We start from the raw sequence: 22,763 nt of genomic DNA on the forward strand, positions 1-22,763 counted from the left end.
GCGTGTGGGTGTGTGTCAGCTGGCGAAGAGCCGGGCGTCGGAGCTCTCGTGGTGGCAACTGGCCAGGTCCAGCACCGGCGCGAACCCGCCCAGATCCTCCAGCACCGTGCCGACGGCCGCGTCGGCGACCTCCTCGATGACGGGCGCCGCACCGCGGACCAACGCCTGGGCACTGCGGTGGTCGGCCAGCCGGAGGCGCAGTGCGGCGCCGGCCAGGCTGATCACCACGGCGGTGAGGTCGGCGGCCACGGCGTCCCGCTGGTCCAGCCCCCCGCGCGCGTAGACCACCCCCATCACCACGGACTGGGACCCCGGCGACCGGCGGGCCCTGACGTGCGCGTTCCAGGCGCTGACCACCGGGTCGTCGAGCAGCTCGGCCGCCAGGTCCAGTACCTGCTTTCCCGTGCGGGTGGCGCCGTCGCGCAGTTCCCGCGTCAGCCGGGTGGCGTGCAGTCGTCGGTCGATGCGGGTCACCGCCTCCAGCAGTGCGTCCGTGTCCTGGCCCCCGTGCTCGCGGGTGGCCGCCCACGCGAGCGCGAGCGCGACCGAGTCGGCCGGGCCGATGGCGTGGCGCAGCATCGAGTGCAGCACCTCCGGGAGGCGCCGGGCGTCGACCTCACCGCGCTGGGCGAGCCCCTCGAGCCCGTGGGACAGGGTGTACATCCCGGAGGGGAAGGACGAGTCGGTGAACTGCAACGCGAGCAGCAGCCGCGACAGATCGGTGCCGCTCATGCCAGGTAGTGCAGCTGGGCCAGCGGCAGCGTGGTGGCGGGGGCGATGGTGGCGGGCTCGCCGTCGACGGTCACCACGTACGTGTCGGGGTCCACCTCGATCCGCGGGCAGCGGTCGTTGCGGACCATGTCCTTCTTGCCGATCCCCCGGCACCCGCGCACGGGCAGGCACTGTGAGGTCAGGCCCAGCTCCTCGGGCACGCCCGCCTCGATCGCCGCCGCGGACAGGAACGTCACGCGCGTGGACTGCATGGCCCCGCCGTACGCGCCGAACATCGGGCGGTAGATCACCGGCTGCGGGGTGGGCAGGGAGGCGTTGGGGTCCCCCATCGGCGCCCACACGATCATTCCCCCCTTGATCACCAGCGAGGGCTTGGCGGCGAACGAGTCGACCGGCCACACCACCAGGTCCGCCAGCTTGCCGGGTTCGATTGACCCCAGGTGATCGGCGATTCCCGCGGCGATGGCGGGGTTGATCGTCATCTTGGCGACGTAGCGCAGGACCCGCTCGTTGTCGTTGCGGTCACTGTCCTCGGGCAGCGGCCCGCGCTCGACCCGGCAGTGGTGGGCGGTCTGGAACGCCCGCTGCCATGACTCCCCGATCCGTCCCATGGCCTGGGAGTCGGACGAGAAGATCGAGATGATGCCCTCGTCGTGCAGCACGGTCTCGGCGGCGATGGTCTCGGCCCGCACGCGGGAGTCGGCGAAGCTCACGTCCTCGGGGATGTCGTGCGACAGGTGGTGGCAGACCATCACCATGTCGAGCAGCTCGTCGACCGAGTTGACCGTGTACGGCAGCGTCGGGTTGGTGGAGGCGGGCAGCACGTTGGGCTCGCCGCACACCCGCAGGATGTCGGGCGCGTGGCCGCCGCCGGCGCCCTCGGAGTGGAAGGTGTGGATGGTCGAGTCGCCGAATGCCGCGCGGGTGTCCTCGTAGAAGCCCGACTCGTTGAGGGTGTCGGTGTGGATCGCGACCTGCACGTCGTACCGGTCGGCGACCTCCTGCACGCAGCGGATGGCCGCCGGGGTGGTCCCCCAGTCCTCGTGGATCTTCAGCCCGGCCGCCCCGGCCACGATCTGCTCGACCGCCGACTCGGGCTGGGAGGTGTTGCCCTTGCCCAGGATCCCGATGTTCACCGGGAGCCCGTCGGCGGCCTGCAGCATCCGGCCGATGTTCCAGGCGCCCGGCGTGCAGGTGGTCCCCTTGGTGCCCTCGGACGGGCCGGTCCCGCCGCCGAACATGGTGGTCACCCCGTTGGACAGGGCCTCGTCCACCTGTTGTGGGGCGATGAAGTGGATGTGCGTGTCCACTCCCCCGGCGGTGACGATCTTGTGTTCGCCCGCCACCACCTCCGTACCGGGGCCGATCACCAGGTCGGGGTGCACGCCGTCCTGCAGGTGCGGGTTGCCGGCCTTGCCCACGGCCACGATCCGGCCGTCGCGCACCCCGATGTCTCCCTTGACCACCCCGATCACCGCATCGAGGATCGTGGCCCCGGTGATCACCAGGTCGAGTGCGCCCGAGGCCCGCGTGCCGGCCGGGTCCTGCGCCATGCCGTCCCGGATCGCCTTGCCGCCGCCGTAGACGGCCTCCTCGCCGTAGCCGGATGAACCGTCGGCGGTGACGGCGTTGTGATCGGCGGCGATCTCGACGGTCAACACCGTGTCCGCCAACGTCAGCCGGTCGCCGACCGTGGGTCCGTAGATGTCGGTATAGGTCGCGCGCGGGAGCACGGTCGGGGGGCCCTCGGCGACGGGCACACCGTCCGGGTCGTCGCACAGGAACCTCCCGTCGCGCATGCGGGCCATCGCGCGTTCCCGCACGACCGGGTCGTCGAGGGGACCGTCGACCAGCCCGGAGAAGCCGTGGCAGACGCGTTCGCCCGCGTAGTCCACTAGCCGCACCGTGCGGGTCTGTCCGGGTTCGAACCGCACCGCCAGGCCCGCGCCAATCGCCAGGTGGCGCCCGTAGGCGGCCGGCCGGTCGAACCGGAGCTCCCGGTTGGCCTCGAAGAAGTGGTAGTGCGAGCCCACCTGGACCGCGCGGTCGCCGGTGTTGGTCACCGCGAGCTCGACGGTCGCGCGCCCGGCGCCCAGCGTGATGTCGCCGTCGCCGTACTTGTACTTCCCGGATCCGGACATCGCGCTCCTCGGGGTTGGTGGGTGTGCCTAGTGGGAATGGGTGTAGACGCTGCCGTCGGCCGCCACGTGGGAGTGGGCGTAGCCGTGGCCGTCCTCGGCGTCGAGCGCCGGGTCGATGCCGTCAGCGCCAGCCGGACCATCGGCGCCGTGGTCGAGCCGGTGGACCGCCTCGCGCACGCGGGTGTCGATCACGCTGCGCAACACCGCCGGGCCCATCAGGTACTCGCCCTCACCGGGCAGGCGTCGTCCGATGACCGGAGCCGGGGCCAACGTGGCGCTCACGACCATCGGACGCTCCGACCCGAGCGCATCCAGCCGCGCGAGCCCTCCGGCCAGGTCGGGGTCCGGCTCGGTGCCGCCGTGGAACGCGACCTCGACCAATCCTGGCCGGCCGTACTGCCGAGCGAGACGGGCCAGGCGGAACAGCTCGGCGTCGGCGAACGGGTCGATCGCCGGACTCACCACGAGCACCGAGTCGGCTGCGGCGTCTCCGAGCTCGTGCCGTCGGATCGCGGCGCGCAGGCGGGTGACCAGCATCGTGGCATCGCCCAGCGGCGCGGTCAGCGCGAGCCGCGCGCCGCCGGTGCGGCCCCGGACGTCACGGAGGGTGCGGGCGCAGTCGGCGATCACCGTGGGTGCCCGGCCGAACGTCATGGGGACGACGACGACGAGGTCACCCGACTGGCCCTCCGCCGCCACCAGGTCCGCCAGTCCACGCCCTGGCGCGGCCGACGGGAATCCGAGATCGGGCATCTGCTCCGATTCCGGACCCAGCGCCGCGACGACCCTGGCGGTGGCCGGGTCTGTGTGCTGGTGGGCGTGCTCGTGCACCGGCGAGTGGGCGGTCACGCCTGCTGCTCCGCCGGGCCGACGGGATCGTGCACAGTGACCAGTTTGGAGCCGTCCGGGAAGGTGGCCTCCACCTGGATCATCGGCAGCCGCTCCACCACTCCGGCCATGACCTGTCCGGCGTCGAGGACCCGACGTCCGAGGTCCATGCACTCGGCGACGGTGCGACCGTCGCGGGCGTGCTCGACGATCTCCCACGAGATGAGCGCGGTGGCCTCCGGGACGTTGAGCAGCACCCCACGCTCGAGCCTGCGCCGCGCGACCTCCGCCGCGGTGAACAGGGTGAGCTTGTCCAGCTCGCGGGGGGTGAGCTTCATCCTCTGAGGTCCTCTCGTGCTCGGGCATCAGCGCGCCGGGTGGGTGCACGCCGGGGCTGTTGACCACGCTAATACCGCCGTGTGTCGGCTGTGTTACGCCGACACGGAAGGCCGCGCGTACCCCTGACCTGCGGTGCCCTGCGGGCGTCGATCAGGGCACCGCAGGTCAGAGCACCGGGCCGTCGGGAGCCCCACCCCCACTGCCGCAACCCGCTGACCTGCGGCGCCCTGCAGAGGGCGATCAGGGCACCGCAGGTCAGGGCCCCGGGCCACGCGGGCGAGAGCACGGGCGGGGCCACTCGGGGCGGCTCCGGCGGCACTGGTGTTACGGCGCGTTACGACTCCCGCGTCGCCCGTGATCCGGGCCCTCCCGGCTGCCATGATGAGCCGATGGCACCGAACACCACCGCGATGACGGCGACCGACGACCCCGCCCTGCGCGGCTTCGACACCGCACCCGCGGACGACCTGCTGCCGGTCCTGACGGAACTCTCGGGTTCGGCCGGATGGGCACAGGCGGTGCTGGAGGGTCGTCCCTACCGCTCGCGCGAGGCCCTGCACGCCGCTGCCCGGCGGGTGCTCGCCGAGCAGAGCGACGGCGATGTGTTGGTCGCGGTCGACGCGCACCCGCCGATCGGGGCGAACGTGGGTGCGGGCGCCGAACCGGTCGGGGACGCCTCGGCCCGGGAGCAGAGCGCGGCGGCGACCGGTGATTCCGAGCTGGCCCGGCGCCTGTCCGAGGGGCAGCGCCGCCACGCCGAGCACTTCGGCCACGCGTTCCTCGTCTGCGCCACCGGGTTGTCCGCGCGGGAGATCGTGAGCGAACTCGACAGGAGGATCGCACTCGGCGCGGCCGAGGAACTCGCGTGCACACGCGAGCACCTGGCGAGGATCAATGCGCTGCGGCTGGACCGCCTGCTCGACACGGGCGCACTGTGAGGAGCGCCTGATGTCCCTGAGTACCCACGCATTGGACACGGCCACCGGGACTCCCGCCGCCGGGTTGACCTACCGGCTCACCGACTCCGCCGGAGCGGAACTGGCCGCCGGGACCACCGACACCGACGGACGGGCGCCGGAACTGGGTGGGGTCGAGATCGGGGCCGGGGTGTACCGGCTGCATTTCGATACCGGGGCCTACCACCGCGCGCAGGGGCTCCGCGGCTTCTACCCGGAGGCGGTGGTGTGCTTCGAGGTCACCGATCCGGCCGCCCACCACCACGTGCCGCTGATCCTCTCGCCGTTCGGCCACAGCACCTACCGTGGGTCCTGAGACACGGACCTCCCCCACGCTCTAACCTCGGGTGCCCTGCACCGGCTTCGCAGGGCGCCCCAGGTCAGCGGCCGATCCCCCTCCATGTGCACTGCTCGCGCAGGTCCGCGGCCAGCCCCTGCTCCTCGGCGGTGACGAGCTCAAAGTCCCGCACCACCACGCGGCCGCCCACCACCACGTGACGCGGCCGGCGTCCGGGTGAGGCCCACAGCAGCCCTCGGACCGGATCGGCCACGCCGGCGTCTGCCACCCCGGAGACGTCCCACACCACCAGGTCGGCCGCTGATCCCGGGGTCAGCCGTCCCAGCTCCGGCCGACCCAGTCCGTCCGCTCCGCCGGCGGTGGCCATGGTCAGAGCCTCCACTGCGTCCAGCGGCCGCCCGGCCAGGGGGGCGACCTGCATCGCCAGCCGTGCGTCGGCGAGCAGGTGCCCGGCGTCGTTGCTGCCGCCGCCCGAGGTCCCCAGTCCGACGCGCACCCCGCGGTCGAGCAGTCGCGCCACGGGGGCCACTCCCCACCCCATCGGCAGATCGCAGGCCGGGGCGTGGGTGGCGGTGGCTCCACTCCCCGCGACCAGCGCCACCTCGGAGTCGGTGATGTCGCACAGGTGGGCCAGGGTGACATCCGGGTCGAGCCACCCCCACTCCTCCAGCAGCTCCAGGGGCCGCCGCCCGTACTGCTCGACGGCCCGGGTCACGTCGACCTGCTCGTTGGCCTGGGTGCGCCGGCGCAGCCCGAGGGCCCGCGCGACCTCGCCGAGCGCGGCGAACGTGGCGGGCCCGTCGGCGTGGATTCCCGACGGCCCCACCGCCAACTGGCGCATGCCGTCGCCGGTGACCCCACTCCGCGCACCGGGCAGGTGCGCCGCGTGCACCTCCGCCACGGACGCCGCGGCCGCGTACGGGTCGCACCCGGCGGTTCCGCGAACGAAGGCCAGACGAGCGCCCACGTCGCCGGCGGCGTCGAAGGCGGCCCCCGCGACCTGCACAGGGTCCACCCCGGGCGGCCAGGTCAGGTGGTGGTCTGCGACGGTCGTGACCCCGCACAGCAGCGACTCCGCCAGGGCCACCCGGGCGGCGAGCCACACCAGGTCGGGGTCCACCCGGGCGGCGGCGTAGGCCTCGCGCATCCGCCCGAGCCAGACCGACATCTCCACCCCGCGCGTGCCGGGCAGCGTCCGGAACGCACTCTGCAACAGATGATGGTGCGCGTTGACCAGGCCCGGGGTGACGACGCCGCCGCGGGCGTCGAGGGTCTCGACCACCGCGTCGGCGGAGCCGGTGGCAGTCGGACCAGCGGCAGTCGGACCATCGGCAATCGGACCATCGGCGATCCGCCCGTCCACGCACTCCACCGTGGCGGCGTCGGCGAACTCGCGTCCCGGGGACCAGATCGCGCCGGCGCCCGTGACCCGCAGGACCCGCGCGCTCACGCGACGACCCCGGTCGCCGACCCCGCGAACGACCGCATCCACACCCGGTCCGGCGTCAACGGGATCGAGTCCTGCCGCACCCCGGTGGCCCGCCGGACGGCGATCCCCACCGCCGCGGCGACCGGGCAGTAGGGCGCCTCCGACATGGATTTGGCGCCCAGCACGCCCTGCGGTTCGACGGTGTCGGCGAAGAAGACCTCGGTGCGCGGCACATCACCCATGCGGGGCGGGTGGTAGTGGCGCAGGGTCGCATTGGCGACCGCTCCGGTGTCGTCGAGCAGCACCTGCTCGTACAACGCCGCCCCCAGCGCCTGCGCGACGCCGCCCTCCACCTGGCCCCGCAACTGCTGCGGGTTGAGGACCCGCCCGGCGTCCACGGCGTGGACGCTGTGCAGGATCTTCACCGTCCCCGTCTCGGGGCACACGGCCACGCGCACGCCCTGGACGGTGAACGCCGCCTGCCGACCGAACCCGTCGGCCGACCCCTCGGCGGACACGGGAAGGTGGGCCCCGGCACGCAGCAGGTCGGCGACCCGGGTCGCGGCCCGGTGCAGGGCGCGCCCGCCCACCACGGTCCCGGCGGACCCGAACGCACCGGTGTCGTGGGTCAGCTGGGCGGTGTCCGAGGCGTGCAGCACCACCGAGTCGGAGGGCACCGCCAGCACCTCGGCCACGATCTGCGTGTGCACGGTGGCGGTGCCGTTGCCGAACTCCGCGGTGCCCACGTAGGCGTGCACGACGCCGTCGGCGTCGATCTCCACGCGGGCCGAACCGTGGTGCCCCCCGGGCGGGTTGGTGGCGATCATGCACAGCGCGACCCCCGTCCCCTCGGACCATCCGGGTGGGGCCGACTCCCCTCGCCCCGACTCCAGCGCCCCGGCGACCAGGTCCAGGCAGTCGTCGAGTCCGTAGGAGGACAGGGCCAGCTCGTCGTCGTCGCCCGCCGAACTCACCAACCGGTCACCCGGGCGCACCACGTTGCGCCGCCGCAGTTCCACGGAGTCGATCCCGGCGGCCTCGGCGAGCTCGTCCAGCGCGCTCTCGAGCGCGAAGCCCACCTCCCCCAGCCCGTACCCGCGGAAGGCCCCGGACGGCACGGTGGTGGTGTAGACGGCCTCCGCCGACACCCGCTTGGCCGGGCAGCGGTAGAGCTCCACCGACTCGGTGATGGAGTGGAACATCACGCCCGGCGAATGCCCGCCGTAGGCGCCCGCGTCGGAGAGCACGTCCAGGTCCAGTGCGGTGAGCCGGCCGCGGGCATCGCACGCGACCGTCGCCGTCACGCGGTAGGGGTGGCGCACCGTGGCGGAGGTGAACTGCTCGGCGCGGCTGTACTCCCACACCACGTCGCGACCGGTCCGCAGGGCGGCCAGCACCGCGAGGTCCTCGACGATCATCTCCTGTTTGGCGCCGAATCCCCCGCCCACGCGGGCGGCGTGGACGCGCAGGTCGTCCCGCTCCAGGCCGAAGATCCACGCCAACTCGTCGCGGACGAGGAACGGCACCTGCGTGGACGAGCGGATGTCGAGCGCGCCCCCGCACCGGGGCCCGCCGTCGACGTGGCGGACGATCACCGCGTGCGTCTCCAGGTGCGTGTGCTGCACCCGCGAGGTGCTCCAGGTGCCCGTGACCGCGTGCGCGGCGCGGGCCACCCCGGCCTCGACGTCCCCCACCGCGCCGCGCCAGCTCGCCACCACGTTGCTCGCGGGGTCGGCGATCCGGGACGCGGGGCCCTTGTCCCCGTGGATGGCCGGCGCCCCGGGCTTCCGCGCGGCGTCGGGGTCCAGCACCGACGGCAGGACCTCGTACCGCACGACGATCTCCTCGCAGGCCAGGCGGGCGAGCTGTGGGGTCTCGGCCACCACGACGGCCACGCGTTGACCGTGATAGCGCACCACCGGGTCCAGCACGCGGGTGTCGTCGGGGTCGTCGGTGCGCCGCTGGTGGCGGGCGGTGGAGAACAGTACATCGGGGTCGTCGTGGTGGGTCAGTACGGCCACCACGCCGTCCATGGCCAGGGCGCGGGTGGCGTCGATCTCCACGATCCGGGCGTGCGCATGCGGGGAGCGCAGCACCGCCAGGTGGGCGCAGCCGGTGAGCTCGGTGTCCAGGGTGAAGGGTTCGGCTCCGCGCACCACGCGCTCGGTGGCGGGCGCGGCGACGGGGCGGCCGACGCCCCCGGCCGGGCAGGTGTTCGCGGCACCGTCGAGCGCGTCCTCGATCGCGCGGTAGCCGGTGCAGCGGCACAGGTTGCCCTTCATCGCGGCGGTCCGCGTGGCCGGACCCCCGTCGCGAGAACACGGCGCGTGGTCCAGTCCGGTGACCGTGGTGACCATCCCCGACGTGCAGAACCCGCACTGGAACCCGGCGGCGCGGGCGAACGCCGCCGGGACCTCGTCGGGCACCCCGGCGGCCGTGCGCACATCGGCGCCCTCGGCCCGGTGCGCGGGCAGGACGCAGGAGTGGGTGGGCACGCCGTCGACCAGCACCGTGCAGGCGCCACAGTCGCCGGTGTCGCAGCCCTTCTTGACCGCGAACTGGCCGAGCTCTCGCAGCAGCGTCCGTAGGCACTGGCCGGGGCGCGGGGTGGGCGCGTAGTCGCTCCCGTCGATCGAGATCTTCATGTCTCCTCCTCCTGGCCGGGGTGGGTGCCGGGGTGGGTGCCGGGGTGGGTGCCGGGGTCGCCGCCCAGTTCGACGACGACGGCGAGGGCCGCGATCCCCGCGACGTGGCGGCGCCAGCTCGGGTGGCCCTGGGGGTCGTCGTGCCAGTGGGGCAGGTCGCGGACCGCGGCCGCGGCGACCTCGGGCGGGGGCGCGGCGTCCCACTCGAGGATCTGCGGGGCCGGCACCGCGGCGGTGACGACCAGTGTGCAGCGGCCGTCCGGGTCCAGACGGCCGGTGACCACTGACCCCGAGCGCCCGCTCGGCACCAGCGAGTGGCGCCGGACCGCGTAGCGCGCACGCCCCGCCGCGGCGGGGATGCCCAGCGCCCGCAGGATCTCCCCCGGGCCCAGGGACGTCCGGCCCGGTCCGGTCACCACGTCCGCGGCGGGGATCGTGCGGGTGCCACCGTCGGGGGTCCAGATCTCGGCGGTCGCCCCGAGGGTGCAGGCGGCCGCGGTGCCGGCTCCGGCGGGCAGGGCGGCGCAGAGGTTGCCTCCCCAGGTGGCGCGGGCCCAGATCTTCCACGACGCGAGCAGGCAGGAGAACGCGTCGTGCAGGAAGGGCCGGAGCTCCGCGGTGAGCGGGTGATCGAGCACGGTCCGCAGCGACGCGGTCGCCGCGACCCGCAGGCCACCGTCGGGCAGCGCCTCGACGTCGGGCCAGCCCAGGTCGAGCAGGTCCACCAGAGCGGTGACCGGGGTCGTCTCCCCCGGCGGGGCCGCGGCGCCGGCGGGGTGGAGGTGCGCCTCACCGTACAGGGCGGTCCCTCCGGCGAGGGGCACCGCCCCGGCCAGGAGCGCCTCGTGCGCCTCGTCGCGGGTGCGCGGACGGTGGAGTCCGGTGACGGACACGAGATCCATCGCAGCTCACCCGGCCCTGGCCAGCAGGCGACGACGAGCGGCCACGACGTCGCGGGCCACGGCATCGGTGTCCACGGTGAGCACCCGGCCGTCCGCGACCACGCGTCGGCCCTGCACCCACACCCCGGCCATGGGCGGCCGGGAGCCCAGGACCAGCGCGGCCACCGGGTCGTCGATGCCGGCGTGCGCGGGGGTGTCCAGGCGCCACAGTGCGACGTCGGCCAGGTAGCCCGGTGCGAGGCGGCCGATCTCGTCCTGGCGGCCCAACGCCCGGGCGCCCTCCACGGTGGCCATCCGCAGTGCGGTCCGCACGTCCATGGCCCGCGGGCCCCGGGTGGCCCGGGCCAGCAGAAGCGCCTGGTGCATCTCCTCCCACAGGACGCCCGACTCGTTGCTGGCGGCGCCGTCGACGCCCAGCCCCACCGTCACTCCCGCGGCCAGCATGTCGGGTACCCGCGCGATCCCGGCGCCGAGCCGACCGTTGGACACCGGGCAGTGCGCGGCCGCCATGCCTCCGGCGGCCATCGCGGCGATCGCCGGGTCGTCCAGGTGCACGGTGTGGGCGAACCACACGTCGGGGCCGGTCCAGCCGACGGACTCCATGTACTCCATCGGGGTGCTGCCGAACCGCTCACGGCAGAACACCTCTTCGTCGTCGGTCTCGGCCAGGTGTGTGTGCAGGCGCACTCCCCGCTCGCGGGCCAACTCCGCACTCTCGCGCAGGAGGTCGCCGGTCACCGAGAACGGCGAGCAGGGGGCCACGGCGATCCGACACATCGACCCCGGCGAGGCGTCGTGGTGCCGGTCGATCACCTCGGCCGTGCCCGCCAGGATCGCGTCGATGCCCTCCACCACCGAGTCCGGCGGCAGTCCGCCGTCGCTGCGTCCCAGGTCCATCGACCCGCGCGAGGGGTGGAAGCGCAGTCCCACCGTGGCGGCGGCGGAGATCTCGGCGGCGAACACGTCACCGGCGTCGGCGGGCACGACGTAGTGGTGGTCGGTGGTGGTGGTGCAGCCACCCAACGCGAGGTGCGCGAGCCCCCCGAGCGCCGCGGTGCGCACGTCGTCGGCGTCGATGCCGGCCCACACCGGATAGGAGGCGGTGAGCCACTCGAAGAGCGTGGCGTCTGCCGCGAGCCCGCGGGTGAGCCACTGGTACAGGTGGTGGTGGGTGTTGACCAGGCCCGGCGTGGCCAGGCAGCCAGTGCCGTCGACCCGGTCCGCACCGGCGGGTACGAGCGCCGGGTCGCAGGGCCCCGCCCCGACCGCGGTGATCCGGCCACCGATGAGCAGCACGTGGCCACTGGCATACTCGCCGCCGCGGTCGTCCATGGTCGCGACCGCGCAGTTCTCGATCAGGACGGCGTCGCCGACCCCCGCCGTCACGAGCGCACCCCCACGGCTGCCGTGCGCATGTAGGCCGGGATGAACCCGCGCGCCCGCGCCGAGCGGACCATCCGCTCGGTGAGCTGGGCGTCGGCCTCGTCCGCGAGCGGGTGCAGGCTGCGCGCCCCCTCGGCGACCAGCCTCCCACCCACGTACACGTGCGTGAGATTGCGCAGCGAACAGGCCAGGACGTACGTGGCCACCGGGTCCCAGATCGGCCCGGTGGCCGGCGCGGTGGGGTCCACGACCAGCAGGTCGGCGTGCTTGCCCACCTCGATGCTGCCGATCCTCCCCGACAGACCGAGCGCCTCCGCGCCACCGAGTGTGTGCATCCGCAGCACCTCGTGCGCGGCCAGGACCGAGGCGTCGGAGTGCACGGCACGCTGGGTGTAGAGGCCGATGCGCATGTTCTGGAACGGGTCGGAGACGTCGGTACAGGACTGGTCGTCCAGCCCCATCCCCACGCGGATGCCCGCGGCCCGGTACCCGGTGACGTCGGCGATACCGGACCCCAGCCGGCCGTTGGAGGTGGCCTGCCAGATCACCGCGGAGTCGGTCTCGGCCACGCGGCGGACCATGTGCTCGGTGGGGTGGACGAAGTGGCCGAAGGAGAAGTCCGGGCCCAGCACCCCGGCGCGGTCGTACCAGCCGAACTTGGACCGCTGCACCTCGAGGTGCTCGGCGGTCTCCACGAAATGCGCCTGGTTACCCACGGCGTGGGTGTCCATGGTGTGCCGTTCGCGTTCGGCGGTGACCGGCGACGACGACCACTGCACCGAGCCGAACACCGACCCGCCCAGGTCCAGGTCCCGGGGGACCGTGCGCCGGCGGTGCTCGGTGACGTGGGCGAACGCCTCGAAGCACTCGGCCTCGGGGAGCTGCTCGTCGTCCAGACGGGTCGAGGTGACACACCGCAGCCCCGAGTCGGCCTGCGCGTCGATCTGTCGCGTGAGGAAGTCGACGTCGTGGACCCGCTCCGCGACCAGGGTCGAGGTGGCGTGGTCGAACACCGCCACCACCCGGCTCTGGGTGAAGTTGTAGGCGCTGGTCACGCCGTTGCGCAGGAAGTCCAGGCAGCCGGCGAGGGTGAACCAGTACAGGTCCTCGGCCTCGGCCCCGACCATCATCTCGCCCATCCGTGAGACCCACCCGTAGAGCGTGTCGTCGGGGGCGATGCCGCGCATCCCGGCGGTGAACAGGTGGCTGTGCGCGGAGACGAACCCGGGAGCCAGGATCGACCCACCCAGGTCGTGGACTGTCCCGGGCAGACCGGGCGGCGGGTCACCGGGACCCAGCCCCGCGATCAGCCCGTCCCGGTCGACGTGGACCCAGCCGTGGAACCACCGCGGGGCGTCGGCCGCGGTCGTCGTCGCGGTCGTCGTCGCGGTCGTCGTCACGGGGATGACGAGCGCATCGGTGAAGGTGATCATGAGGGGTCTCTCGTTCTGGGGGCGGACGGACGGGACGACGTGTCAGCCCGGGAGGTCCTCGGCCAGCCAGCCGCCGGGACGCAGGTGGAACCGACGGCGGTGTGAGGGCGCGTCGGGCTCGCCCCGCCAGAACGTCACCGTCTCGGGCCGCAGGCGGTAGCCGGTCCAGGTGTCGGGCGGGTCCTGCGGGGTGGGGCCGTGCCGGGCGACGGCCTCCGCCCACACCTGCCGGCGTGCGGACGGGGGCAGGGCCGCCGTGGCGGGAGTGTTGGTCCAGGCCAGGAGCTTGAGATACGGGGTCCGGTCGCGATAGGTCCGCAGTTGCTCGTCGTGATCCGTGGGCGACGCGGGGCCGGTCATGGTGAGCTGGCGGGTCCGGTCGGAACTGAGGACCACGAGGGTGGCGCGGGGATTCGCCGCGAGGTCCACCACCTTCTGGGATCGCGAGTCCGTGTGGAAGGTCGGCCCGTCGGGGGTCACGCCGGAGATCAGGAGGTGCCGGCACCGCGGCGTCCCGTCCGGGTCGACGGTGGCCAACACGCCCAGGGGCGGGTCGAGGGGGTCGACGGCCAGCCAGGCCACCATCGCGACCAGTGGATCATCGCCCGGCTCCGGCATGGTGGTCTCCACCGCTTCGGGTTCCTCGCCTGCCCGGGTCTCGGGCAGTTCGGCGGCCGTCATCGCGCACCTCCCCCTGCGGCGACGGCGGAGAGGTCGGCGCCGGGGCCCCCACGCGCCGGGTCGAAGACCGCGATCTCCGCGAGCGCGCCGACCACGGTGTCCACGTGATCGGCCACCAACCGCGCACCGGTGTCGGGATCGGCGCCGGTGGGGTCGCCGATCACCCCGGTGTCGGACAGGTCGTCGGCCAGCCAACCGAACTTCACGGGGCCGGTGAAGCCGATGTGCTGACACCCCGCGAGCCCGGTCGGGACCCTGGCCTCGGCCACGGACATGTCGACGAGGTCCGGGCGCAGGTGGAGCATCATCGACGTCTCGGCCCACCCGGCGTGGATCCCCATGCCGAGTTCTGTGGGGCCCGGGACGGCCCTGCCGGCGTAGAGGAAGGTCCGCAGGCCGCTGCGTCTGCGCAGTTCCCGGAGCGCCACCTCCAGCAGGGCGGAGTTGCCGCCGTGGCAGTTGACGAAGAGCACGCGGCCGAACCCGCTGGCACGCAACGCCGAGCCGAGTTCACGGACCTGCGCCAGCAGGGTGTCCGCGGTGATCCACATCGCCCCGGGGAACGAGGAGTGCTCGTCGCTCTTGGTGTATCCGAGGGCGGGCATGAGCCAGGCGTCGACCCCTGCTGCGGCGGCCACCGCCCGGGCGGCCACCTCCTCGGCCACGATCAGGTCTGTGGCCAGGGGCAGGTGGGGGCCGTGGGGTTCGATCGCGCCGGCGGGGATGACGGCGACGGGATCGCCCCGGCCCACCCGAGCGGCCTCGACGGTGCTCAGGTCCGCGTAGCGGCGAGCGGGCCCGATCATTCCTCCCACCGCCCGGGGTTGAGCAGGCCGTAGGGGTCTGTCCGGGCGGCCAGCTTCCGCACCTCCTCGGTGCCGTGGTCGACCCGGTACTGGTGCGGGGAGTGCACCATCACGCCCAGGTCCTCCAGGACCGGTACTCCCGCGTAGGCCGCCTCCGGGTCGGTGTAGTGCCCGTTGAGCATCCCGAACATGCGGCCGTGGCCGGCCTCGAGGTGCAGGGTCCCGCCCGGGTAGACGGCCTCGACCTCGTCCAGTCGCTCCACCAGGGCGTCGCCCTGGCATTCCATGTGGAACCACGTGTCCGGTTCCGCCTTCTGCAACCAGTGGGTGGGGTGGTTGTAGGACAGGGTCGAGACCTTGATGGACTCGTTGACCCCCTGACGCACCGCCTCGACGACTCCGCCGGCCCCGGTGACCATCGCGCGCACCTCGTCCACCACGGACGCGTCGACGATCGCACGCAGGCTCGCCCTTCCAGCGGGGATCGCCTCGTCCGCGGGCAGACACGATGCCACGTGGGCGCCATCGGCCGAGCACAGTCGCGGAGCCGGGTCGAGCCGGTGGATATGCGGGACAACCGCGAACGCGTCGTGGTGGTCGTCGAAGCTGGCGTAGACGCAGCGCCAGTCCTGGAGGGGCTCGATCCGCACGCTGGCGCGGACGATGATCCCCGCGACCCCGTAGGTGTGCACGAACGGCTGGGCGTCCTCACCGCTCAGGTGCACGATCTCTGCGTCGGGGTGGGCGTAGACCACGTCGAGCGCCTCGACGAACCCCTCGTGGTTGCGACCGTGGACGATCGTCCCGGTTCCGGCGGACCCCCCGGCCAGGAAGCCCCCCAGGGTGGACTGCACGGTCGAGGGGTACATCCACAGCTGCGACCCGTCGCGTGCGAGGCGCTTCTCCAGACTCATCATGCGCACGCCGGCCTCGGCGGTGACCGTCCCGGCCTCCGGATCCACCCGGTCGATCCCCCGCAGGGCGGTCAGGTCCAGCACGAGCCCCCCGTGCAGCGGGACCACCTGCCCGTAGTTGCCGGTGCCCTTCCCCCGTGAGGTGATGGGGACACCGCGGCGGACCGCCGCGCGGACGATCGGCGGGACCTGCTCGACGCTCGTCGGCCGGGCGACCACCTCGGGGCGGCCGATCGGCCACTGCGCTCGCAGGATCGGACTGAGGTACGAGCCGTCCTGGGACGCCTTGTCGAGACTGCGGTCGTCGGTGAGGACGAGTTCCGGTCCGAGCAGGTCGCTCAGATCCTCGACGAGTCCGGCCACGTCCGGGGCCGTGGGAGCCGTCGGCGACGCCGTCTGGGTCTCGCTCACTGGGGTGCCTTCCTGTATCGGGTGGTCACTGGGGGGTCAGTTCATCCCGATGGCCGGGTCGATGAACCGGTTGGTCGCGATGGTCTCCGGTGCCACGTCCTCGGCGATCGCGACGTCGGCGGCCTCGTAGATGCCCGTGACCATTCCGACGATGTCGGCGAGGCGTTCCTCGTCGAAGTTGCCGACCGTCGAGTCGGGGCCGTTGCCGACGATCTCGCGGTCGAGCATGGCCTCGACGGCGAAGTCGGCCAGTTCGGCGCTGTAGACCCACCCGGTGTTGAACTGCTCGACGGCGTCGACGATCACCGCGTTGGTGCGGTCCGGGTCCGCGAAGTAGTCGACCTCGGCCTGCTGCAGGACCGGGACGAGCTCCTCCAGGCAGGCGGAGTTGTCCTCGAGCTCGGCCGAGCGCACCGCCATCATGGACTTGTAGATCGGGTATCCGGTGTCGTGGAGCAGCTCGTAGGCCACCGGCTTGCCCCACTCGGCGACCTCGTTCTCGTAGATGAACGGCTCGGCGCTGGCGTAGCCCTGCTGCGCGACCGCCCCGCCCGCCGCGACGAAGTTGGAGGGCGAGCCGTCGTAGCTTCCGTCGACCTGCGCGGGATCCAGGATGCCCTCACCTGTGAGGTAGTCCATGTACGCGTTGCCCTCGAAGTACAGGACGCGCGTGCCTTCGTCCTTGAGGTCGGCGATCCGCGCCACGTCGGGGTAGGTCTCCGGGTCCCACATGATCATCTGCGGATTGATGTCGAGCGGGGCGAACACCCCGACCGTCGGGTTGTTGAGGGAGTTCTGCACGGCCTGGTCGGAGTCCACGTACCCGAGCATGATGTCGGTGTCCTGGTACATCTGCGCGGTGACCTGCTGGAAGCCGATCGCCGGCCCGCCGGTACGGATCTCCACGTCCACACCCGTGTACTCGCCGGAGGCGAAGAGTGGACCCGAGACAGCCTTGGCTCCGGCGTCGATCGTCGGATCCGGCCCCAGCAGTTCGTAGAGATGGCCGTGCTCGGCCTCCGGGTTCCAGTCGGTCTGGACCACCACGGTGGCGGGACAGCTCTCACTGAGATCCACCGCCCCGATCTCCCCGCTGTAACCGGAGGCGGCCTCGGTGGACTCGGAGTCGGAGCCGCAGGCGGTCAGCGTGGCGGCTCCGAGGGTGCACAGGGCGGCCACGGAGAGCACGGTCCTGGTGGTGTGGGTGCGGCGCATGGGGGTCTCCTCCCGGGGACCGGATCCGGCCTCCCGTATTGACGTGATCAATATCTATAGTGAAGCGGTGCTTCGTTTCCGTTGTGTTGCCGCTCGGGCAGATGTGGGTTAAGGGCGCAGTGATACTCCCGGCATCACCGCTGGTCGTCGGCGTTGTACCACCGGCCCACCACCTTGCGTGAGAGCAGCCCGAAGGCCAGGAACACGGCCACACCGAGCAGCGAGGCCAGCAGGATGGAGGCGAACAACTCCGGCGACTGCAGCCGGGCCCGATAGGTGTCGATGAGGATCCCGATCCCGGGGTCCCCCTGCTTGAAGAAGAAGTCGCCGACGATCGCTCCCACCACCGACAGACCGGCGGCCACCCTCAGGCCCTCGAACAGAGCGGGCAGTGCGGCCGGCGCCTCGAGTTTGCGCAGCACCGTGAGCCGACCGGCGTGGTGGAGCTTGAACAGACGCCGCAGCCCCGGGTCCACCGACTTGAGTCCGAACAGGGTGTTGGACACGATCGGGAACAGGGCGATCAGCACGCAGACGAACACCCGCGCGGTGAAACCGAACCCGAACCAGAAACCGATGAGCGGCACCAGCGCGAGGATCGGGATGCACTGCAGCACCACGGCGTAAGGGAAGAGCGAACGTTCCGCCCAGGTCTCCTGGCTCATCACGATCGCCCACACCACCCCGATCACGAAGGCGATCGCCAGGCCCGTCAGCGCCACCACCGTCGTCCGTCCCAGCGCATCGAGCATGGCCGGGAGGTTGGGGCCCAGGAAACCGTCGGTGATGACGACGTGCGGAGCGGGCATCAGGAACCGGCGCGAAGGCTCGAGCACCACGTAGCTCACGACGTACCAGAGCCCCAGGACCAGGGCCAACACGACGAGCGGGCCGCCGATCCGCACCAGCGCTCCGTCGGCGGAGATCCGCAGTCGCGGGTTCCTCGTCGTCGTCGCACCCTGGGACCCCGCGCCTCCGGTCCCCGCGCCGTCGTCCGGAACCGGCTCCTCTCCCGGCGCGGCCGGGACAGGAGCGGCCCGACCCGCTCGGAGAGCCGGCATGGCGGTGGTGGTGTTGTCCATCAGTGTGCCTCCTCGAGTGCCTGGGAAACCTCGCCGACGAGGTTGATGTATTCGGCCGAGTAGCGGACCTCGGGGTCGCGGGGGACGTCGAAGGGCACCTCGACGGAGTGGACGATGCGCCCGGGACGGCCGGACATCACCACGACGCGGGTCGACAGGTACACCGCCTCCGACACCGAGTGGGTGATGAACAGGCCGGCGAACCGCTTGGCCGCGAACAACCCCAGCAGCTCGTCTCCGAGGCGCTGGCGGGTGATCTCGTCGAGCGCCCCGAACGGCTCGTCGAACAGGAACAGTTCTGGTTCCAGCGTCAGCGACCGGGCCAGCGACACCCGCATCTTCATGCCGCCGGACAGCTCTCGCGGCAGGGACTGCTCGAAGCCGGACAGGCCCACGAGGTCGATCGCCTCCTGCACCCGCTGTCGCCGCTCTGCCTTGCCGATCCCGTCGAGCTCGGCCAGCATCTCGACGTTCTGGGCGACGGTGCGCCAGGGCAGCAGTGTGGCGTCCTGGAAGACGTACCCCACGCGGTCCGTGCCGGTCTGCATATAACCGTCGGTATGGGTCGCCAGGCCGGAGGCCAGACCCAGCAGCGTGGACTTGCCGCAGCCGGAGGGTCCCACCACGCTGACGAACTCTCCGGCCCCCACGCGGAGATCCACGCCCTCGAGCGCGCGGGTGCCGTTGGGGTAGGTGACCCCGACGTCGGAGAAGCCGAGTATCTCGGTTCCGGGCCGGAGGACGGGGCGGGCCGGGATCGTCATGGTGCCTCCTGGAGGTCGGGCGGGTGGGTCGAGGTCTGTGTGAGGAAGGGGTCGACGACGACGGACGCCCTCGCGGACACCACACGACCCGCGCGCAGCACGATCCGGTCCACCGGCGCGTCCGCGATCACGTCGTCGAGCCCGCTCGCGCGCACGAGCAGCAGATCCGCACGACGACCGGGAACGGGGCCGGCGGCCGGGAGGCCCATCACCTCGCGCGCGCCGTCGGTGACGAGGTGCCATGCGGTGTCCATGTCCAGGTGGGCGGCGACCACCAGCAACATCGCCGTCTCGATCGCGTCGGACCGGCCGACCGGGTTGAACGGGTCGCGCACGTTGTCCGCCCCCGCGCCGACGGTGACGCCGCCGTCCAGCAGGGCCCTCACGGGGGGCAACCCGCGCGGCGTGGACGTGCACTCCGCCCGCCCCTGGAGGTAGAGGTTGGTGACGGGCAGTGTCACCACCCCGACATCCGCGCCGCTCAGCGCGGTGGCCGCGGCAGCCTGCCCGGTGGCGTCCATCGCGCCGATCCGGCAGCAGTGGCCGGCCGTCCGGATCCGGCCCGGCTCCCACGACGCCACCCGATCGGTGAAGGCCGTGAGCATGCCGTGGTCGCCGTCGAGGAACTCGTCGACGTGCAGATCGACACCCACCCCGAGCTCCTCGGCCAGGTCGATCAACCTGTGCGTCTCCGCGGCGGTGTCGGGGGCGATGTGCGGCGCGCCGCCGATGAGGTCGGCCCCGGCCGCGATCGCGTCGCGGGCCCGCTCGGCGGGGTCCTCGTCCCGGACCATCACCGCGATCTGCAGGTCCAGCTCGTCCGCGAGTTCGTCGCGTACCCGGACCAGGGCCCGGACCCCGCGCAGAGGGTCACCCTCGCTGTGCAGATCCACATGGGTGCGCACCGCCGTGGTGCCGCTGGCCACCAGTCGCCGCGCCGCCGCCAGTGCCCGCCCGTGGATCTCGTCCTCGCCCACCGTGACCGCAAAGGCCCGCCACGCGTCGATCGCGGCGCCGAGATCGCAGCCCGGCGGGCGGGTCGCGCTCCAGCTCAGGGCCTTGTCCAGGTGGGCGTGCGGTTCGGCCGGCGCCGTCAGGGCCAGATAGCCGCGACCGTCGATCACCGCAGATCCCGCCGATCCCGACCCCCCGGTGACATCGACTCCCGCGTCACCGGCCCGGGTGACGGCCTCGGTGACGGCCACGACCACACCGCCCTCGATGTCCACGTCGACCACCCGGCCGTCGAGCAGCCCCACCCCGGCGATGCGGTCGACCTGCCTCACGGCGGTGCCGTCTGGCCTACCGGCGGTGCCGTCTGGCCGCGAGGCGGTGGCATCAGGCCCAGGGGCGGTGGCGCCCGGCTCCGGGGCCCCGTCACCACGCTGGCGGGAAAGTGTGTCCACTGACTGGGTTCTCCTGCTCTGCCGGATCGTCCCTGACCGGGTCGGCGTGGTGCCCTTGCGCTTTCGACCAGGACGCGGGATATTGACCTCGTCAATACAGATCAGTGTCACGGGTGGGTGTTTCGCCCGGATTACCTCGCCGGATCTGATCTGTAACCGCTCACGAACGATGGGAGCCACCGGTGTCGGGGTTACGTGAGGACGGGCTCGCCCGCCTGGGTGCACGCATCCGGCACCACCGTCAGCAGCTCGGCCTGACCCTGGTGGAGGTGGCCGGCCACGCCGGAATCTCGCAACCGTTCCTCAGTCAGATCGAGCGCGGCAAGGCGGCACCGAGCATGTCGACGCTCGAGGGGCTCGCCCACGCCTTGGGTACCACCCAGGCGCACCTACTGGAGGCGGTCGACGCCGTCGATCCGACGCCCGGAGGCCCCGACGGACCGGCGGGGGACCCGACCTCGACCCAGGGCTCGCCGACAGCGGCGGGCGAACACGTCGACATCCGTCGCGCCTCGGAGGGCGCCATCCTCACCCGTGCGGAGGGCACCGTCGGCGGGCACACCCGGCTGCTTCCGGGCGGACCCAACGACACCCAGTTCCTCGAGTTCGTGGAGACCAACCACGTGCCGGGTCGGTTCTTCGAACACCCGGGCCGCGAATGGGTGTACGTCACCAGGGGCACGGTCCTACTCGAGGTGGGCGAGTCGCTCAGCCGCCTGGAGGCCGGGGATGTCGCGCGGTACGACGGCACCCTCCCCCACCGTTGGTACGTGCCCGAGGGCGGGCGGGCCTGCCTGATCGTGGCACGACCGGGCTGAGTCGCCCCGCACCCGCCCGACCTGGGGCGCCCTGAACGGACCCGGCAGGGCACACCAGGTCAGGACCCGCACACCCTCACCTTCCGTCTCCGCCCCTCCGCACCCCGCTGACCTGCGATGCCCTGAACGCCACGTGCAGGGCATACCAGGTCAGGCCGAGGGAGTCGGCGCATCCACATCGTGTCGGACCTCGAACATACGATCGAATCATGACCTCCACACCGCCCCCTGGTTCCGACGACGTCGACCCTCCCGAGGCGCTCATCCCGCCTGCCGGATTCACCACCTCCACGGGACCGGCGCTCCCCGTCCTGGTCCCCGAGGCGTTCGCCCGGTGGGACCCGGGTCAGCAACGCGGTTACCTCGCCCAGAGGACGATCTACGCGGCCGAGGGTCGGACGCTCGCCTATGCCTACGACTGCGTCCGTTCCGCCACTGACCGTTTCGCCACCGAGAACGACCGCCACCGCGATCCGTGGGAAGCCGCCGCCACGATGATCGGCGCTTCCATGGCGCTCTCACGCCACGGTGCTTCCCGCCTGGTGACCACCGCGGTCGAACTGACCGAACGGCTCCCACGGACGGCGGCGCTCCTGGCGACCGGATGGATAGGAATCCTCGCCGCGCACACCATCGCCGAGGAGACGGCCCTGGTGGACGATCACCTCATGCCCGAACTCGATCGGCGGATCAGCGACGGGTTGGCTCCCACCAGGCGCCGGACCCACCCGCCGAGACTCGGTCCTCTGCGCAAGATGCTCATCAAGACCGTCGCGGCCTGCGATCCACTCGGTGCCGATGCCCGCGCCCGGCAGGCGCGACGTGACCAGGACGTGGAGCTGGTCCCCCTACGTGACGACCGGGCGATCATCACCGCCACGCTCACCGCCGAGGACGCCCTGGAGATCGCGGATCGTATCGAGGCCCTCGCCCGCACAGCCCCGGCCGACGATCCGCGCCCCCTCGGCCAGCTCCCCGCCGCCGGATTGCTGGCACTAAGCCGCGGCTGGACCTGCCTCCCCGACCCGCGAGGAGAACACCCCACCGACCCGGAAGCCAGGCCTGCGGCCCGCCGAGTCATCATCCACGCCTACGACGACGGCACCCCGGACGATCGCGGCATCACCCTCGCCGGCTACGGGCCGGTCACCGGGCACACCGCTGACGAACTGCAGCGGGAAGCCAGGCGGAGGATCACCGCGCTCTCCGACCTCGCGGACCCGGACACCGCCGCCGCCCGGCGCCACACCCCGTCCGAGGCCCTGGCCCGCTTCTGCCGGGGACGTGACGGTACGTGCGTCTTCCCCGGTTGCCAGACACCCGCCGAGAAGTCCGACCTCGACCACATCGTCCCCTTCGACCACGACCACCCCGACCAGGGCGGACCGACGACGTGCGACGACCTCGGCACCCTCTGCCGCTTCCACCACAGACTCAAGACCGACGGGGTGTGGGCCTACTACCGAGATTCCGACGGTTCGTACGTGGGTGAATTCCAGTGGTCGGTGCAACACGGATCGTGGAGGTCGTGTTGTGACGTTGTCGGTGTTGGTGCATGCCAGGTGCGTGAGGTTGCTGCT

20 protein-coding genes are annotated in these 22,763 nt (G+C 72.5%); 4 read left to right on the forward strand and 16 right to left on the reverse strand.

Features of this window, described 5'->3' with window-relative positions:
* Positions 1-15 precede the first annotated feature (15 nt).
* The 4 genes from ABIE38_RS15550 to ABIE38_RS15565 are packed head-to-tail and all read right to left on the reverse strand — an operon-like array spanning position 16 to position 4,039.
* Positions 16-732 carry an urease accessory protein UreF gene (locus ABIE38_RS15550; protein ID WP_354057761.1) on the reverse strand — a complete coding sequence of 239 codons (717 nt, stop codon included), beginning with the start codon at positions 730-732 and terminating at the stop codon, positions 16-18.
* Positions 729-2,873: an urease subunit alpha gene (gene ureC / locus ABIE38_RS15555; protein ID WP_354057763.1), complete on the reverse strand. Its 2,145-nt coding sequence runs from the start codon at positions 2,871-2,873 to the stop codon at positions 729-731. The genes ABIE38_RS15550 and ureC overlap by 4 nt, the downstream gene beginning before the upstream one ends.
* A gap of 27 nt (positions 2,874-2,900) precedes the next feature.
* Positions 2,901-3,722, reverse strand: coding sequence for a sirohydrochlorin chelatase (locus ABIE38_RS15560; protein ID WP_354057765.1), 822 nt, complete (start codon positions 3,720-3,722; stop codon positions 2,901-2,903).
* Positions 3,719-4,039: an urease subunit gamma gene (locus ABIE38_RS15565; protein WP_354057767.1), complete on the reverse strand. Its 321-nt coding sequence runs from the start codon at positions 4,037-4,039 to the stop codon at positions 3,719-3,721. Before ABIE38_RS15565 ends, ABIE38_RS15560 begins: the two co-directional genes overlap by 4 nt.
* A 390-nt stretch (positions 4,040-4,429) precedes the next feature.
* On the opposite strand from ABIE38_RS15565, the gene ABIE38_RS15570 reads away from it, so the two are divergent.
* Together ABIE38_RS15570 and uraH are read left to right on the forward strand one after the other, a co-directional pair.
* Complete coding sequence (locus ABIE38_RS15570) at positions 4,430-4,978, forward strand: 2-oxo-4-hydroxy-4-carboxy-5-ureidoimidazoline decarboxylase (protein ID WP_354057769.1); 549 nt, start codon at positions 4,430-4,432, stop codon at positions 4,976-4,978.
* A gap of 10 nt (positions 4,979-4,988) precedes the next feature.
* Positions 4,989-5,312 (forward strand): hydroxyisourate hydrolase, encoded by a 324-nt coding sequence (gene uraH / locus ABIE38_RS15575; protein ID WP_354057770.1) that lies wholly within the window; start codon positions 4,989-4,991, stop codon positions 5,310-5,312.
* 64 nt (positions 5,313-5,376) lie between these two features.
* On the opposite strand, the gene ABIE38_RS15580 is transcribed toward uraH, so the two are convergent.
* The 12 genes from ABIE38_RS15580 to ABIE38_RS15635 form a co-directional block, all read right to left on the reverse strand.
* Complete coding sequence (locus tag ABIE38_RS15580) at positions 5,377-6,744, reverse strand: amidohydrolase family protein (RefSeq protein ID WP_354057772.1); 1,368 nt, start codon at positions 6,742-6,744, stop codon at positions 5,377-5,379.
* Positions 6,741-9,368, reverse strand: coding sequence for a molybdopterin-dependent oxidoreductase (locus tag ABIE38_RS15585; RefSeq protein WP_354057774.1), 2,628 nt, complete (start codon positions 9,366-9,368; stop codon positions 6,741-6,743). The genes ABIE38_RS15580 and ABIE38_RS15585 overlap by 4 nt, the downstream gene beginning before the upstream one ends.
* Complete coding sequence (locus ABIE38_RS15590; protein ID WP_354057776.1) at positions 9,365-10,270, reverse strand: FAD binding domain-containing protein; 906 nt, start codon at positions 10,268-10,270, stop codon at positions 9,365-9,367. Before ABIE38_RS15590 ends, ABIE38_RS15585 begins: the two co-directional genes overlap by 4 nt.
* Positions 10,271-10,276: 6 nt before the next feature.
* Entirely contained in the window at positions 10,277-11,656 is a 1,380-nt protein-coding gene (locus tag ABIE38_RS15595; protein WP_354057778.1) for an 8-oxoguanine deaminase, read from the reverse strand.
* Positions 11,653-13,086, reverse strand: coding sequence for an amidohydrolase family protein (locus tag ABIE38_RS15600; RefSeq protein WP_354057780.1), 1,434 nt, complete (start codon positions 13,084-13,086; stop codon positions 11,653-11,655). The genes ABIE38_RS15595 and ABIE38_RS15600 overlap by 4 nt, the downstream gene beginning before the upstream one ends.
* 42 nt (positions 13,087-13,128) lie before the next feature.
* Positions 13,129-13,767 carry a pyridoxamine 5'-phosphate oxidase family protein gene (locus ABIE38_RS15605; protein WP_354057782.1) on the reverse strand — a complete coding sequence of 213 codons (639 nt, stop codon included), beginning with the start codon at positions 13,765-13,767 and terminating at the stop codon, positions 13,129-13,131.
* The gene (locus tag ABIE38_RS15610) at positions 13,764-14,573 is read right to left on the reverse strand and encodes a creatininase family protein (protein WP_354057784.1); all 810 of its coding nucleotides are present in this window, start codon (positions 14,571-14,573) and stop codon (positions 13,764-13,766) included. The genes ABIE38_RS15605 and ABIE38_RS15610 overlap by 4 nt, the downstream gene beginning before the upstream one ends.
* A complete protein-coding gene (locus ABIE38_RS15615) occupies positions 14,570-15,898 on the reverse strand; it encodes an FAD-binding oxidoreductase (RefSeq protein ID WP_354057786.1) in 1,329 nt (442 codons plus the stop codon). The genes ABIE38_RS15610 and ABIE38_RS15615 overlap by 4 nt, the downstream gene beginning before the upstream one ends.
* Before the next feature lie 36 nt (positions 15,899-15,934).
* Positions 15,935-17,113 carry a substrate-binding domain-containing protein gene (locus tag ABIE38_RS15620; protein WP_354057788.1) on the reverse strand — a complete coding sequence of 393 codons (1,179 nt, stop codon included), beginning with the start codon at positions 17,111-17,113 and terminating at the stop codon, positions 15,935-15,937.
* Positions 17,114-17,247: 134 nt separating this feature from the next.
* Positions 17,248-18,174: an ABC transporter permease gene (locus ABIE38_RS15625; protein WP_502914796.1), complete on the reverse strand. Its 927-nt coding sequence runs from the start codon at positions 18,172-18,174 to the stop codon at positions 17,248-17,250.
* 20 nt (positions 18,175-18,194) lie between these two features.
* Positions 18,195-18,959, reverse strand: coding sequence for an ABC transporter ATP-binding protein (locus ABIE38_RS15630; protein WP_354057790.1), 765 nt, complete (start codon positions 18,957-18,959; stop codon positions 18,195-18,197).
* The gene (locus tag ABIE38_RS15635) at positions 18,956-20,365 is read right to left on the reverse strand and encodes an amidohydrolase family protein (protein WP_354057792.1); all 1,410 of its coding nucleotides are present in this window, start codon (positions 20,363-20,365) and stop codon (positions 18,956-18,958) included. Before ABIE38_RS15635 ends, ABIE38_RS15630 begins: the two co-directional genes overlap by 4 nt.
* Before the next feature lie 182 nt (positions 20,366-20,547).
* Here ABIE38_RS15635 and ABIE38_RS15640 point away from each other — a divergent pair, with 182 nt between their 5' ends.
* Together ABIE38_RS15640 and ABIE38_RS15645 are read left to right on the forward strand one after the other, a co-directional pair.
* On the forward strand, positions 20,548-21,183 hold the full coding sequence (locus ABIE38_RS15640) for a helix-turn-helix domain-containing protein (RefSeq protein ID WP_354057794.1): 636 nt from the start codon (positions 20,548-20,550) through the stop codon (positions 21,181-21,183).
* A gap of 209 nt (positions 21,184-21,392) precedes the next feature.
* Positions 21,393-22,763 (forward strand): HNH endonuclease signature motif containing protein (locus ABIE38_RS15645; protein ID WP_354057796.1); only part of this gene is annotated, 1,371 nt, incomplete at its 3' end.

It is taken from the genome of Dietzia sp. 2505 (genome assembly GCF_040546785.1).
In the GTDB taxonomy this organism is placed as follows: Bacteria; Actinomycetota; Actinomycetes; order Mycobacteriales; family Mycobacteriaceae; genus Dietzia.